We start from the raw sequence: 15107 nt of genomic DNA, 5'->3' as shown, positions 1-15107 counted from the left end.
TCATGTCTTTTAAAAATTTCGGGAAGGCCGCCCTGATCGTCGCTGTTGCAGCGGCTTGCGGTAAAAACCGCGTGCAGGTAACGGATAGTGGCCTGAAGTACCAAATCCACGAGCAGGCGGAAGGAACCCGGAAGGGTAAAGTTGGCGACATTATGACGCTGCATCTGACGCTGATGAACAACAAGGATTCGGTCCTGCGTGATACGCACAAAGAAGGAGCGCCATTTCAGATGCTGTTACAGGTACCTCCCTTCAAAGGTTCGTATGAAGAAGGTCTGACCCTGTTGGGTAAAGGAGATAGCGCTACGTTCTACGTCAGTGCCGATTCGCTGTTCACCCGGGCTATGCAACCGCTGCCTCCGGGCGTTGTGAAGGGTACCGACATTGGTATCGCCGTGAAAGTAGTCAACGTGCAAACCGAAGACGAATACAAGAAAACCCAGGCGGCTGAGTTTGAAAAACAGAAAGGCATCGACTCGAAAATCATCGAGAACTACGTAGCTAAAAACGGGCTGACGGGTAAAGTACAGAAAACCGAATCCGGCGTTTACTACGTCGTAACGCAGCCCGGCGCAGGGCCAACCCCAAACCGGGGCGATGCGGTGCAGGTACATTATACCGGTAAACTGCTCGACGGTAAAGTATTCGACAGCTCCCGCACTAACCCGCAATCGGGTGGCAAACCTGCCCAGTTCCAGGTAGGTGTCGGCATGGTCATTCCAGGTTGGGAAGAAGGGGTGATGAAAATGCACAAAGGTGAAAAAGCCACGCTTATTATCCCTTCGACGCTGGCCTACGGTCCACGCGGCAATCAGGGTATCGCGCCGAACTCGGTATTACTGTTCGATATCGAACTGCTCGACATCCAGAAAGGTCAGCCTAACATGGGCCAGCCAGGAATGCCGCAGCCAGGCCGGTAATTCTGACTCTACGACGGGTTCTGCGCATGCGTTACCCCTGGTAAACCATTTGTAGAACTTATTCAAATCCCGGAGCGGCCTATTCACAGGAACCGTTCCGGGATTTTGATTCGTTAACCGGTTAAACAATTCCAGTAGCCTGCAAACGTAGACCCTGTTGTTGTTCGTTCTTAGTACATACTGGTCCCGATGGGCCACGCAACCGAAATTATGAATCGTAAACTGACCTGCTCGTTTGGGGCATCCCTCGTAGTGGCCACGTCTTTATTCCTGGGATCATGTACCCAGCCCGGCGAAGCACTGACCGACCGGAAAAGACGCGAGAATGAAGCTGAAATCGAACAGTATATCACGCAGAATAACCTGAACGCGACAAAAACGGAAGAGGGTATCTATTTCATACAAACCAAAGCGGTGCCCGGTGCTCAGGTGGCGGCCGTACGTGATGAAGTGCGTTACCATTACACGGCCCGTCGTCTGGACGGTGTTATCGTCGATAGCACCGACATAGCGGGCAACGTTCCCTCCACCGTCATCCTGAATGGGCTTAACACGCGCGGAATCACGTTGGGGCGTTATGCCGGTATACTTAAACTGAAGCAGGGTGAAGAAGGATTCGTTCTTGTGCCCGCTTACCTCGACGGTGGCCGCGTTGGCTCCCTGTTGCTGCCCCAGTACTCCCCCGTACGCTACGATCTACGCGTGGTGAGTGTACGAACCGAAGACCAACAGATCGAGAGTTATATCAGCACGAACAAAATCAATGTCACTACGAAGACCGCCGAGGGGCTGCGCGTAGCCGTAACGCAGGCACGGCCTGACTCGGTAGCGATAACAACCGGAAAAACAGTGACGCTAAAATATGTTGGCAAACTCCTGAGCGGTACTCAGTTCGATGCCAATACCGCTGGAACCTTTCAGGTACGTATTGGGGAGAAACAAGTAGTAGGTGGATTGGAGAGTGGGCTGTCTACCCTGAGAGCAGGCGAAAAAGCAACGATCATTTTCCCATCGGCTCTGGGTTATGATGCTACCGGTTCTGGGGCAACGATTTTGCCATACAGTCCCCTGTTGTTTGAAATCGAAATTGTGAAAGTCCAGTAATATTTCTCTGGCTTTTTGAAGCTGTTTCGGCGTTATAACTCTGAAACAGCTTTTTTTTGTGCCTATGGAACTCTGCTTTGCCACCAACAATACCCACAAGTTAGAGGAGGTATCAGCCATACTTGGCGATGCGTTCACACTCAAAACTCTACGTGATATCGGCTGCACGGATGAGTTGCCCGAAACCTCGGGCACGATACCGGGTAACTCACGACAGAAAGCGGAATATGTGTGGACACACTTCGGCGTCTCCTGCTTCGCCGATGATTCAGGCCTGGAAGTAGAGACCCTCAACGGCGAGCCCGGCGTCGACTCAGCCCATTACTCCGGTAGCCGCGATCATGGGAAAAATATCCAGACTTTATTGACCAACATGACCGGGCAAACCAATCGACGCGCCCGGTTCGTGACTGTCTTTACGCTTCTATTGCATGGCGTTGAGCATCAGTTCGAGGGCGTCGTTGAGGGGCAGATCCTTACCGAGCCGCGTGGCGCGGGGGGTTTCGGGTACGACCCCGTTTTTGTACCCGATGGCCATGACCGGTCGTTTGCCGAGATGAGCTCAGCGGAGAAAAACGGTATCAGTCACCGTTCCCGTGCGTTAACAAAAATGGTCGCTTACCTCGATGAGCAGGTAATCATGTAGCCTGTACGGGTTAGCGTACCACGGGCTTCAGCCCGTCTGGGTAACTGAAAGAAAAACGGACTGAAGCCCGTGGTACGCAAAACGCCCGCTTCCAGATGTTGAAAGCGGGCGTTTTTTATGTTCTGGACTTTTGATCTACTAATAGAACTTGGCCCGGCGGTCTTCTACTTTAGCGGCCTCTTTGATGGCTTCGTTGATGTAGAAACCTGTCCGGGATGCATTGTTCTGTTGAAGCTGCGTTTTGTATATCGCGTAGTCAGCAACGGCCGGGGCTGGTGTGATCCGGGTCGTTTCCAGAACCAGCACACCACTTTCACCCACTACGGGTTTAGAGCGTTTGCCGGGCTTCAGACCGAAGGCGGTACCGAGGGCTGTTGGATCGACACCTGCGCTGCGCAGGAATCCTGTTGCCATGTTTACATCAGGGACGGTTTCGACCAGGGCACCCGCGCCATATTTCTGCGCCAATGCTTCGAGCGATCCGCTGGCATTACCCAGCTTCGCAACAATCTGCTCTCCTTTCAGCTGGTTACGTACTTTAGCCGTTAATTCATTCCGATAGTCGGCTACTGTAACTTCGTCTTTGTCGGTCTTACCCGTCAACACCGCAATTACGTATTGGTCACCAATTTCGAAAGGATCAGATACCGTATTCATGTCCGTTTTATCATCGAACGCCCACCGGACGACTGCCCGTGCATCGGTCAGGGCATTGATCTGATTAGCACTTTCGGGAATACGATCGGCAGTAGCCATAACCAGTGATTTGTCTTCTTTCACCTTGGCGTCGAATGCTTCTTTCGTACGCACGTCCGACGCAAACTGGTCGGCCTTCCGAAGTGCTTCGTCGCGGGTTATCTGACTTGGCGTAATCGTTTTAGCGATAGCAGCTACCCGGTAGAGTATATTCGTCTTAGGCTGGGTCACTTTAATGATGTGGAAACCGAAGTCGGTTTCTACCAGGCGAGGAATCAGACCCGCCGACGTTGCAGCAAAAACAGCCGACTCAAAGGGCTTCACCATCTGGCCGTTGTTTTTGAAGTAGCCAAGATCACCGCCATTCTGGGCCGACCCATCGGCACTGTTCGTTTGAGCCAGCGCTTCAAAGCTGGCACCCCCCTGAATCTGGGTCAGGATCGCTTCAGCCCGGCGACGCGCATCGGCTTTTGCCGAATCGGTCTTGGCTGTTGGCTGAATCAGAATGTGACTGGCACGGGCCGTAAAGCTGGTGTCCTTCTTTGTGCCACCGTATTTATAGATGAAATAGGTGTTGCCTTCCCGGAAAGGCCCATAAATACCACCCGGCGAGAAGGTAGGAATAGACGCGCGGAGTTGTTCAGGCATTTCACCAGCGGTCAGGTAGAGCGGTACCCGAACGTCGCTGTTCTGCTGGGCAAACGTAGAATCGTTTTGAGCAGCACCCAGGCCCCGGGCCAGTGTTTTGATCTCGTTGTAAAGCGTAGCACTGTCCTCTTTCGACGGCGCTACCGAGAACGTTACGTACTGGATGGAACGACTATCTGTACCCGGATAAGCATCTTTGTGCTTACCGAGGTAGTCCTGCAATTGGGAGTCCGTTACTTTTATTGTCGTATCATTGATCGCGTAGTAGGGGACGAACAGGAATTTGACATCGGCTTTTGTATTCTGCGCCTGGTACTCCTTTTGCGCTTCAGCCGTTGTTGCAAACACCGAAAGGCGCATCAGGCCTTCGTATTTCTCCCGCAACCGGTCAGAAGCCAGGTTCTTCTCGAAGCTGGCCCAGGCTTGTTGTTGCTGTGGGGGCAGGTTCTTCAACCCTTTAAGGTAGCTGATGATCCCGCTTTTGTCGAACACACCCGTTTGAGGGTTCGTGAATGCCTGCCGAACAGCGGGGCTGATGTTATTGCCCTGCACCATATCGACGAGTTCTTCGGGCGATACTTTCAGACCCAGCTTATCAAATTGCTCCTGATAGGCAATTTCGAACAACATCTGGTTCCAGGCCTGTTCCCGTATTTGAGTGAGGTCCTGCTCAGCCGGTGCGCGACCACTTTGCTGTTCAAACTGCGCCCGGAGTTCATCCACTTTGGCGTTGAAATCCGGATAAGCAATGGATTTGCCGGCGATTTCGCCGATCTTCTGTTGATCTCCGCCAAACAGCAGACTACGTCCGCCGAGCAGATCTCCACCCACTATGAACAGAATCAAACTGACGGCAATAACGCCTACGGCCAGTCCTGAACGTTCTCTGATCTTATTAATGACAGACATTTCGCTTTATTCGTACATTTTAGCCCGCAAAATAACAATTTTCCCCATTGGAATACAAGCGAAAACGAGGTTAGATTGACGAGATAAGCGCTTGAACAGGGGCAAATAGCAATCCCTCGGCTCGTAGCACACTAAAGCGGGCAAACAATTCTTCAGAATACCACTTGCGTTCACGAGTAAGCCGCACAACTTCTTTGTGTCCACTCTGCCGGTACGCGTATCGGTCAACAGCCGCCGGACTGCGCCAAACGCTGATCGTACACTGTTGCACGACCGGTACTTCTCCTACCCCGATACCAAACAAAAGGTCATCGGCATGATCGGTCAGTCGTTGGCGGGCCTGGGGCACGTGCCGCCAGAAATCGGGTAGCGCCTGCGTGCGGATAGTAGCTCGGGTAAGGACAGCAACCGGGCTATTTTCCGACATTTTCGGTGCCGGGCGGTCAACCCGGTCCCAGCTATCATCAAACGGATTCCGGCCATCCCAAAGACCATGAGCCCGTTGAGGTTCCAGGTGCAGCGTGCCGGTTTGGTAAGTACCCTGACTCAGTTGTTGGTAAGTACTGGTATGGATAAAGGCGTTTGCAGCCGCATCTGTTTCCCACACGCCCAGAAATACATAGGTCGAGAGGTCTGGAACCAGACCGAAATTAATACCGCTGCCCATTAGTTTGCTGAACCGCAACCCCTCCTCCCTGATAGGTTGCATAAGCACACGACCCATGTTGGCAAAGGCCCGAAAGCGGGCTAATGGCTTGTAACGAAAAGCGGTGACAGTAACGATAGACATGGAAGATAAAGCGTATGTTCAGGAGGCTTGTTCAAAGGTAGTCCAGTCGATTCTGACCCGTCGATTAAATTTTTACCTACCACCAGGCCAGGAATAACGTATATAGACCCATAGTCTCAAAATCAACAGAATTGGGGAAATAATACCCCACCTGACAGCTACAAAAAAAAGCCGGGCCATACGTATGGCCCGGCGTTCTCAGTCATGCTGGTACTGTCAGTGACTAGTCGTCTTTTCCATCCGGATCGACTTTGTCTTCTGCTTTGTCAAATGCATTGCCAATATTTTTACCTGCCTTTTTGAAACCTGCTTTAACATCTTTCCAGGCGGCCGCCGTAGCGTTTTGCGCCTTATCAATATCATTGCCCAGGTCTTTCCGGTCAGCTTCGAGTTCAGCCAGTTCATCTTTCGAATCAGCCTTTGCCTCACGACCTTTGCTTTTGATATCGGCTTTTAATTTATCGATTTTAGCGTCCAGCTTGTCTTTTTGAACGTTCATGTCGGCTACTGCTTCTTTACGCTCACGTTCAAAATCGTCGCCAGCTTCATTTGCATCAGCACGCACATCGGCTGTAGCATCTTTGGTGTCAGCTTCAATAGCATCGCCGGTGCGCTCCATGGCATCTTCGGTACGCGATTCATTTTTATTGTCCGATCCACAAGCCTGCAGGAGCGCCAGCGAAGCGACGAGCATCAGGGTACCAGCAACATTCTTCAGTTGGGTCATAACGAGTTGAGTCTTTTTCATAATGGTCTTGTGTAGTTGATTTACATACCAGACTTTACAAATGCTGTGCCAAATGGAAAAAGGGAGGAAGGAGGAAAGGGAGGAGGAAGGAAGGGAGGAGGGAGGAAAGGAGGAAAGGAGGAAAGGGAGGAAAGGGAGGAAAGAGGAAAGGGAGGAAGGAGGAGAGGGATTGCTTTCGCCAGCATGCGTCAGCTCCCTTTCCTCCCTCCTCCCTTTCCTCTTCCCTCTCATTCCTCCCTCCTCCCTTTCCTCCTTCCTCCCTTTCCTCCTTCCTCCCTTTCCTTCATCTTATCGCACAGCCAATAGGTTTGGTAATGGGCGACTGTACAGGGCGGCCGGCGAGTAAGCTGCTGACGGCTTCTTCAACATACCGGCGCTTCACACTGCCGCTATCCTGTGGGCTGTCGTCAATCGTACCCACATATTCGAGGACGAACTGCCCCTTCGTCTGTTTCAACACATAAACTTGAGGAGTTCGCGTAGCACCGAACGTTTTAGCGAGCTGTATCTCATCCAACCCATAAGGATACGAATAGCCTTTCTCACGGGCTCGGATCTTCATGTTCTCGAAGGAATCATCTTCATAAATAGCCGGGTCGTTCGGCATAATGGCCAGTACCGGATATCCCTGTGCGGCAAATTGCCGATCCAGCGCCATAAGCCGGTCCTCATATACTTTCGAGAATGGGCAGTGGTTGCTGGTAAATACCACGATCGCTCCTTTCTGCGTCCGATAGTCAGCCAGACTTATTATACGCCCGTCAACGTTTTTTAGCTTGAAATCGGCTACTACATCGCCAAGTGTGTAGCCTTTGGGGGTCTGACCACTAGCCGACACCAGCATTGTCACACTCAGCAAACCGGCCAACACCCAACTCATCACTAGGTTTATCATTGCATTCTACACGTTTACAAGTTAGATAGCTGACGGCGGGAAAAGATTAGTCTACCGAATTAGATACGGGGTAAAATTAAACAAGCTGAACAGACAACAAAGTAACATTGATCAGTAAGTTTCCAGAAACTAATCAACTTGCCGGGTTGAGTGGTTTTACGACCGTATAATCAATTCAATAGTGAAAATTATGTACAGTATTTTTTTACTGAACAGTGTTCAGTAGGTTTGTCTCATTAATCGTTGAGTATGGGTATCGTTGAACGGAAAGAGCGGGATCGGGAAGAAATGCGGAAGCTGATATTGTCGGCTGCCCAAAAGCTGTTTCTAGCTAACGGATACGAAAAAGTCAGTATTCGGAACATTGCCGATGAGATCGAGTACAGCCCCGCAACCATCTATCTGTATTTCAAGGACAAGAATGATTTACTATTTGCCCTGCATCAACGTGGGTTTGTTCAGATGGTCGAGGAGTTTCGTCCGCTGCTGTTGATTAGTGATCCTTTTGAAAGACTGGTGGAAATGGGGCGTTCCTACATCCGTTTCGCCGTTGAGAACCCGGAGTTGTTCGATCTGATGTTCATCATGAACGCACCTATGGACACACTCGAAAAGAAAGACTGGGTCGAAGGCGATCAGGCTTTCGGTCTGTTGGTTCAGGTGGTACAGGAATGTATGGATACGGGCGTTTTCAGAAAACACAATGTTGAGGCAACAGCTATGATGATCTGGAGCGCCATTCATGGGTACACGGCCTTGTTCCTGCGCAAACGATTAGGCATGTTCCCGGAATGCGACCGGCAAACGGTTATGGACGACGGGTTCACACTATTCTGTCAAACACTACGCCACGGTTTGTAATATTTTTTTGACCTTTTACTAAACAGTGTTCAGTTAATAACGTTCGATCATGATACTATTAGTCAGGCATTTGTATTGGATAGCCTTTTTTCTACCTACGTGGCTGATAGCGCAGCCCCCAACGCCGGTAGCTACCATAGCGCCAGCGGTACAATCGGTTATTCTGGACGAGTATATCCGCGAAGGATTGGCGAACAACCTTGGACTTCGGCAGGAGTCGCTCGATATTAGCCGGGTTACGGAATCGATCAATCAGGCTCGCTCCCTGTTTTATCCGCGCATAGCTTTCAACCCAACCTATTCGCTGGCGGCTGGTGGACGGCGATTGGAATTTCCGGTAGGTGACTTACTGAATCCAGCCTATCGCACCCTCAACCAACTCACCGGATCTGATCGTTTCCCCACCAACATCGAGAACGTAAATCAGCAGCTGGCTCCAAACAACTTCCACGATACCAAAGTCTCGTTTCAATACACCCTGTTCAACACCGATATTCAATATAACTACCTCATCCAAAAGCAATTACTTTCAGCCCAAGAGGCCAGAAAACGGGTAATCGAAAACGAGCTACGCTATTCGATCGCTACCGCTTATTTCCAGTATCTGCAATCGCTCGACGCCGTACAAATTCTTGAAAATGCCCGGTTGGTACTGAACGAATTAGCCCGGCTCAATGAGAAACTGGTTAGCAATAACGTGGCAACGCGCGAAGTGGTGAGTTCGGCCCGGTATGAGATCAGCAAAGTGGCCCAGCAGCTGGCTACGGCTGGCAAGAACCGCGAAACGGCCCGGGCGTACCTGAACTTTTTGATAAACCGCGATCTAACCGCAGCGGTAGCGGTAGACTCATCGCTGACGAAAATTCTGCCGGAAGCCCCAGAACAGCTATCAGAGCTACAGCAAATAGCACTTCGCGGGCGTCAGGAACTGGTTCAACTAGGCGGCTCCCTGCAGGCGGCTCAAACGTCGGTCCGGCTCAATGAAGCCAATGCAACCATTCCAAATCTGTATCTGGGTGGCAATGCCGGATTTCAGGGCTTCGGCTATACGTTTCGAAACCAGGCCTATGCCATAGCCCAGATCGGTCTGCAGTGGGATTTGTTTCGGGGTTATGAAAAACGGTCGAAGATTCAGCAGGCCAAAATTCAAACCGATGCGCTTCAAACCCGCATTCAGGATGTACAACGGCAAATTCAGCTACAGGTATTACAAGCCTATTACGACCTTGACGCAGCCAATGAAAGTCTGGCTGCTACGCAGAGCGGTATCGTAAATGCCGACGCAACGTTCCGGGTCATCGACAGTAAATACCGCAACGGCCAGGCGCTGCTCATTGAGTTTCTTCGCTATCAAAACGACCGGCTCACGGCTCAGCTTCAGCATTCACTCGCCCGCACCGACGTACTCGTGAAACGGGCCGCACTGGACCGCGCCGTAGCGGTAAAATAGGCGCTTTCGTTTCTACTCATCTTTTTTCATTCCCGATCATGAAAATCCTTTCCATTCTTTTATCACTCTCACTCCCCGTCCTGTTGTGGGCCTGTGGTAGTAAAGCTGAAAACAAAACAACCGAATCGACAACCACAGCCAGGTCTGTCGAAGGGGTTGTTCCTGTGAAGCTTACCCCCGTTACATCGGTCGTGCGGGCTGAACCGGTCATAGCGTCGGGTCTGGTATCATCGGCAGAAGAAGCCCGCTTATCGTTCAAGGTGGGCGGCATCATCAACCGGATGTTTGCCGATGAAGGCCAGACCGTTCGTAAAGGGCAACTGCTGGCTACGCTCGACCTGACCGAGATAGACGCACAGGTCAGTCAGGCACAGTTAGCCAGCGAAAAGGCCGAGCGTGACTTCGGCCGGGTTCAACGCTTATACGGCGATACAGCGGCAACACTGGAGCAACTTCAGAATGCTACCACCAGTCAGAACGTCTCGAAGCAGGCGCTGACCATTGCGCAGTTCAACCGCAGCTATGCCCAGATCCGGGCGTCGGTCGACGGGACGGTGACGCGCAAAGTGGCTAATGCCGGTGAGTACGTGGCCGCTGGTGCTTCTGTCTACCTGATTTCAGGCAACCGCCGGAGTGATTGGGTGGTACGGGTAGGCGTATCCGACAAGGACTGGGCGAGACTACAACCTGGAAACCGCGCCACCGTCCGGCTCGATGCCTACCCCGACCAACCATTCAGCGGTACCATCAGCGAACTGGCGCAGGCGGCCGATCCGGTCAACAAGCTGTATGAGGTAGAAATAAGGATTACTCCCGGCACAGCAAAATTAGCCCCCGGCCTGTTTGCCAATGTATCACTCCTACCCGCCCGCAGCCGTAGCTATGCAGTCGTTCCGGTAGAAGCGATCGTGGAAGGCAATGGTAAAGACGGGTTTGTGTATATCCCGGCAGGCGATCGCGAGAAAGTCAGAAAGGTAGCGGTCCAGATCGGCTACCTGGACGGCGACAAGGTACTACTGACCAACGGCTTATCGGGCGTAAAAGAGGTTATCACGGCAGGGTCGGCTTTTCTGACAGAAGAATCACGTGTCGTTATCAAATAAACACCATGAATCTCGCACAATTCTCCGTCAAAAACTGGCAGTTTATGCTGGTTCTGTTCCTGGGCGTGGCCGCACTCGGCATCAACTCCCTCATAAACATGCCCCGGGGCGAAGACCCCGAATTTACGGCGCCTGAGTTTGCCGTTGTCATCGTGTATCCCGGCACCGATGCTCTCGATATGGAAGAGCTAGTCGTTGACCCGGCCGAAAAACGCTTTAACGAACTCGATAACATCAAACACCTGATCACAAGTGTCGACGATGGGCTGGCCGTGCTGCGCGTTCAGTACGAGTACAGTCAGGACCCCGACAAAAAATACCAGGAAGTGGTACGGGAGGTGAACGCCCTCCGCAGCGAATTACCCGCCGACGTGTTCAGCATCGAGATCCGTAAGTTTTCCCCGTCCGATGTCAACATCGTGCAGGTGGCCTTACAATCGGAGGTAGCATCGGATAAAGAGCTTGGTCATTATGCCGACGAGCTTACCAAACGGCTGGAGAAAATTACGAGCCTCAAAAATGTGGAGGACTGGGGCTATCCGGCCGGTATTGTGCGGGTATCGCTCAACATCGACAAAATGGCGCAGGAAGGTATCCCGACCAACCGGATTGTGGGGGCCTTACAAGCCGAGAATGCGACTATTCCAGGGGGTAGCATTCAGGTTGGCACCCGGAAGTTTAACGTCAAAACGGCCGGTGATTATCAGTCGCTGGATGAGATCAGACGTACCATTGTTTCCAGCAACGGCCAGAAGCTTATTCACCTGGGCGACATTGCCGATGTGAGTTTTAACCTCGAAGACGAAACCCATATTACCCGGCTGGATGGTCATCGGGCGGTACTCGTAACAGCCAGTCAGAAACTGGGGGAGAATATCGACAAGGTAGGCAAACAGATCGACCCGGTTATTGAGACGTTTACCAAAACGTTGCCGCCCCATATTAAACTGATCAAGAATTTCGATCAGGCGGCCAGCGTTGGGAAGCGGCTGGATCGTTTCACCAAGGACTTTGCCATTGCCATTTTGCTGGTGTCACTGACGTTATTACCCCTCGGGTTTCGGGCTGCGGTGGTCGTCATGATCTCCATTCCGCTTTCGCTGGCTATTGGTTTATCGTTACTAAACGCCTTTGGCTACAGCATTAACCAGTTGAGTATCGTTGGTCTTATTGTTGCCCTCGGCATTCTGGTCGATGACAGCATTGTGGTGGTCGAAAACATTGAACGGTACCTGCGCGAAGGCTACTCCCGGAAAGATGCCGCCGTTAAGGCGACAAGTCAGATTACGTTAGCCGTTATTGGCTGCACAGTCACGCTGATTCTGGCGTTTCTGCCCTTGCTGTTTCTACCCGAAGGCTCGGGCGACTTCATCCGGTCGTTGCCGATGGCGGTTGTCACTACGGTACTGGCGTCACTGCTGGTTTCGCTGACCATCGTGCCATTTCTATCAAGCCGCATCCTGAAAACCCCGCACAATCCGGAAGGCAACATTTTTTTGCGGGCACTCAAACGACTCATTAGTGGATCGTATAGTAAGCTGCTCAATGTGGCCTTACAACGTCCGGCTATCACGTTGCTGGCGGCCCTGGCTATTTTTGGTGGCGCGCTCTCACTGGCGGGCCGGGTGGGTTTCGGGCTGTTTCCGGCTTCGGAGAAACCCCAATTTCTGATCAACATAGAAACACCCGACGGCAGCAGCCTGGGCGAAACGAACCGGGTGGCTCGTTATGTAGAGAGCCAGCTGAAAAACGACCCGGACATTCGCCACTTTACCACCAACGTTGGCAAGGGAAATCCCCGCATTTATTACAACGTTCTGCAGCGCAACGAATCGGCCAACTTCTCGCAGTTTTTCGTTCAGCTTACCGATGTTGAGCCCGCCCAAAAGCGCGCCCTGATCGACAAGTACCGCGATCGATTCGCCCTTTACCCGAACGCCCGCATTGAAGTCAAAGATTTTGAGCAGGGCCCGGCTCAGGAAGCGCCGGTTGCGATTCGGGTGTTTGGCGAAAACCTGGATACGTTGCGTGTTGTGGCAGGCCGCGTGGAAACGATCTTAAAACAAACTCCCGGCCTTATTTATGTCAATAACCCCCTGGCCACCCGGAAAACCGATATTCGCATTAAGGTCAACAAAGAAAAAGCCGGATTACTGGGCTTGTCTATCGCCGACATTAACCGCACCATCCGGTTGGCCGTTGCGGGCTTAAACGTAGGAACGTTCAAGGCACCCAACGACCCCGACGACTACACCATCAATGTGACTACGGCGGTAAACGGCCTCCCCAAAGAACGGCATAGTAGTGGCTATACCGGAGCAGGACCCGCTACCGACCAAACAGCCCTGACAAATTTGTACGTCAATACCGTCACGGGTGGCGCGGTTCCTTTGCGGCAAGTAGCTGACCTGCAATTCGAGACCGGCACAAACCTTATCCGCCACTACGACAAAGACCGGTATGTGAGCGTAACGGGGTTCGTGAAAACGGGCTACCTGGTCGACAATATTTACTCCGACGTGCTGAAAAAGCTGACTAGTATGCCGTTTCCAAATGGATTCCGTTTTCAGGCAGCGGGGGAGCTGGAAAGCCGGGAACAGTCGTTTGGTGGATTGGGCACCATTATTCTCATCACCGTTTTCGGTTTCATGGCCGTACTCATTCTGGAGTTTGGCACCTTAAAGAGTACGCTGATTGTCCTGTCGGTGATTCCCCTGGGCATTATTGGTGCTATTGCGGCTTTGTTGCTTACGGGTAATCCGTTCTCATTCGTTGCTATTATCGGATTGATTGCGCTGATCGGCATTGAGGTCAAGAACTCAATCCTGCTGGTCGATTTCACGAATCAGTTGCGTGAGCAGGGAGTGCCTTTGATCGAAGCGATTAAGGAAGCTGGCGAAGTTCGGTTTGTTCCTATCGTACTGACATCGCTAACGGCCATTGGCGGGCTGATGCCGCTGGCGCTGGAGAATAATCCCCTCTATTCGCCATTAGCCTGGGTGCTCATCGGTGGTCTGATTTCAAGTACGCTGCTGTCCCGAATCGTGACACCGGTCGTTTACAAACTCCTGCCGCCAAAAATAGACCGGAAGATGGCGCAGGAACAGGAGCCAGTGCTGGTGTAGGCGTACTGAATTTGAATGGTTCGGTAGTGGCAGTTCGTTGGTGGTGCACCCGCTAAAGCCAACCCGCCACTACCGGATTAATACGCGGCTCACTCGCTTCCGGCCATCGGCCTGGATTTCCAGCCAGTAGATTCCGGTTGACAAGGGGTGTTGTGGAATCAGATCGGCTTCACTTAAACGCCGGTCTAATCGGCACGGAATGAATTGGCCCGTTAGCGTCAATAGCCGAACCGATGCATCGCTGGCATTCCAGAGCCGTAGATGGATACGGGCAGGGTCGGCGGGGTTGGGGTAAACGACCGCCACCAACGCATCGGTCTGCACGACAACTGATACCGGCCTGAACGTATGGCTCGTGCCATCGTGGTCAATTTGCCGCAACCGGTAGTAGTTTTCGCCGGGAAGCGGGTGATAATCGGTAAACCCGTAATGCTGGCGGGTAGTTGTCGTTCCTTTTGCGGCTACTTCGCCCAGCGACAGGTATTCGCCCAGGTCGGCGCTCCGCTCGATCACGAACCGGTCGGCGTCATGCTCCACCGAAGTAGCCCAGGCTAACTGGACACGATCACCTTCCGGTTTTGCGATGAACGAGATCAGGGTAACGGGCAAGGAGGAACCGTTGAACAGAATCTCATCCAGTTTCAACGTTCCGCCCCCGGCTGATGGATTACAGGCGTAGATGCGAAATGTGATGGGCGTAGTTTGACTGGTAAATTCAGGACTGTTGAATGTAAGTGTGGCAACCTGATAGTATTCAGCCACAGCTGCCGTATAGATAGCCGCACTGAAACCGTCCACACTCGAACGTACGGTAAGGTTCTGCGGCCCCGTCGGTGAACGGGCAAACGCAAATGTCAGGGTTGTCAGCGTGAGTTTAGCGGTACCTACCGGTTGTACCCCAAACTGAACATACTCGGTATTATTACAACTCGACGCAGACCAGTTTTGGACATTGACACCCAGACTGGTATAACCGGCGGTATAAGGGTTTACAGCTAGCTTGTTGACGCCTGTATAACTTACATCGGAGAGGGCAATCAGGCTATTTGATGATACACCCGCATCGGTGCCTTCAAAACTCCAGCCTCCTGAAAAAGCAACCGTTTGTCCGGCGACCTTCGGTATAGTCGCTAATCCAAGGAGCAACAAAATCATCAATCGGTAGAGCGTATTCATAGTAGAACGGAATCGTGATTTGTCACAATTCGCTAC

General features: G+C 52.0%; 12 protein-coding genes. 7 read left to right on the top strand and 5 right to left on the bottom strand.

Annotation, left to right across the window (positions count from 1 at the left end; translation table 11 throughout):
- Window positions 1-2 precede the first annotated feature (2 nt).
- The 3 genes from bamJ (at window position 3) to rdgB (ending at window position 2670) form a co-directional block, all read left to right on the top strand.
- Window positions 3-920 carry a BamJ family beta-barrel-assembly machinery protein gene (bamJ, locus tag FH603_RS06990; protein ID WP_186736742.1) on the top strand — a complete coding sequence of 306 codons (918 nt, stop codon included), beginning with the start codon at window positions 3-5 and terminating at the stop codon, window positions 918-920.
- Between the two features lie 210 nt (window positions 921-1130).
- A complete protein-coding gene (locus FH603_RS06985) occupies window positions 1131-2024 on the top strand; it encodes an FKBP-type peptidyl-prolyl cis-trans isomerase (RefSeq protein WP_186736741.1) in 894 nt (297 codons plus the stop codon).
- A 64-nt stretch (window positions 2025-2088) separates the two neighbouring features.
- Window positions 2089-2670 (top strand): RdgB/HAM1 family non-canonical purine NTP pyrophosphatase, encoded by a 582-nt coding sequence (gene rdgB, locus FH603_RS06980; RefSeq protein ID WP_186736740.1) that lies wholly within the window; start codon window positions 2089-2091, stop codon window positions 2668-2670.
- A 138-nt stretch (window positions 2671-2808) separates the two neighbouring features.
- Here the strand turns inward: rdgB and FH603_RS06975 are convergent, their stop codons facing one another.
- The 4 genes from FH603_RS06975 to FH603_RS06960 all read right to left on the bottom strand — a co-directional run bounded on the left by FH603_RS06975 (window position 2809) and on the right by FH603_RS06960 (window position 7356).
- Window positions 2809-4923, bottom strand: a complete 2115-nt coding sequence (locus FH603_RS06975; RefSeq protein ID WP_186736739.1) for a peptidylprolyl isomerase — start codon at window positions 4921-4923, stop codon at window positions 2809-2811.
- A gap of 70 nt (window positions 4924-4993) precedes the next feature.
- On the bottom strand, window positions 4994-5713 hold the full coding sequence (locus FH603_RS06970) for a DUF3291 domain-containing protein (RefSeq protein WP_186736738.1): 720 nt from the start codon (window positions 5711-5713) through the stop codon (window positions 4994-4996).
- Between the two features lie 223 nt (window positions 5714-5936).
- Window positions 5937-6461, bottom strand: a complete 525-nt coding sequence (locus FH603_RS06965; protein WP_186736737.1) for a sll1863 family stress response protein — start codon at window positions 6459-6461, stop codon at window positions 5937-5939.
- Between the two features lie 283 nt (window positions 6462-6744).
- Complete coding sequence (locus FH603_RS06960; RefSeq protein WP_186736736.1) at window positions 6745-7356, bottom strand: thioredoxin family protein; 612 nt, start codon at window positions 7354-7356, stop codon at window positions 6745-6747.
- Window positions 7357-7605: 249 nt separating this feature from the next.
- Between FH603_RS06960 and FH603_RS06955 the strand changes: the two genes are divergently transcribed.
- Genes FH603_RS06955 through FH603_RS06940 form a run of 4 tightly spaced genes read left to right on the top strand, consistent with a single transcriptional unit; the run spans window position 7606 to window position 13895 of the window.
- On the top strand, window positions 7606-8217 hold the full coding sequence (locus tag FH603_RS06955) for a TetR/AcrR family transcriptional regulator (protein WP_186736735.1): 612 nt from the start codon (window positions 7606-7608) through the stop codon (window positions 8215-8217).
- A gap of 49 nt (window positions 8218-8266) precedes the next feature.
- Window positions 8267-9667, top strand: a complete 1401-nt coding sequence (locus tag FH603_RS06950; protein ID WP_186736734.1) for a TolC family protein — start codon at window positions 8267-8269, stop codon at window positions 9665-9667.
- A 38-nt stretch (window positions 9668-9705) separates the two neighbouring features.
- Window positions 9706-10770 (top strand): efflux RND transporter periplasmic adaptor subunit, encoded by a 1065-nt coding sequence (locus FH603_RS06945; RefSeq protein ID WP_186736733.1) that lies wholly within the window; start codon window positions 9706-9708, stop codon window positions 10768-10770.
- Between the two features lie 5 nt (window positions 10771-10775).
- Window positions 10776-13895 (top strand): efflux RND transporter permease subunit, encoded by a 3120-nt coding sequence (locus FH603_RS06940; RefSeq protein WP_186736732.1) that lies wholly within the window; start codon window positions 10776-10778, stop codon window positions 13893-13895.
- A 69-nt stretch (window positions 13896-13964) separates the two neighbouring features.
- On the opposite strand, the gene FH603_RS06935 is transcribed toward FH603_RS06940, so the two are convergent.
- Window positions 13965-15071, bottom strand: coding sequence for a T9SS type A sorting domain-containing protein (locus FH603_RS06935; protein WP_235985276.1), 1107 nt, complete (start codon window positions 15069-15071; stop codon window positions 13965-13967).
- Window positions 15072-15107: the final 36 nt, after the last annotated feature.

This window comes from Spirosoma utsteinense, assembly GCF_014282275.1.
Classification (GTDB): Bacteria; Bacteroidota; Bacteroidia; order Cytophagales; family Spirosomataceae; genus Spirosoma; species Spirosoma utsteinense.
This window is presented reverse-complemented; position numbering and strand designations above follow the sequence as displayed.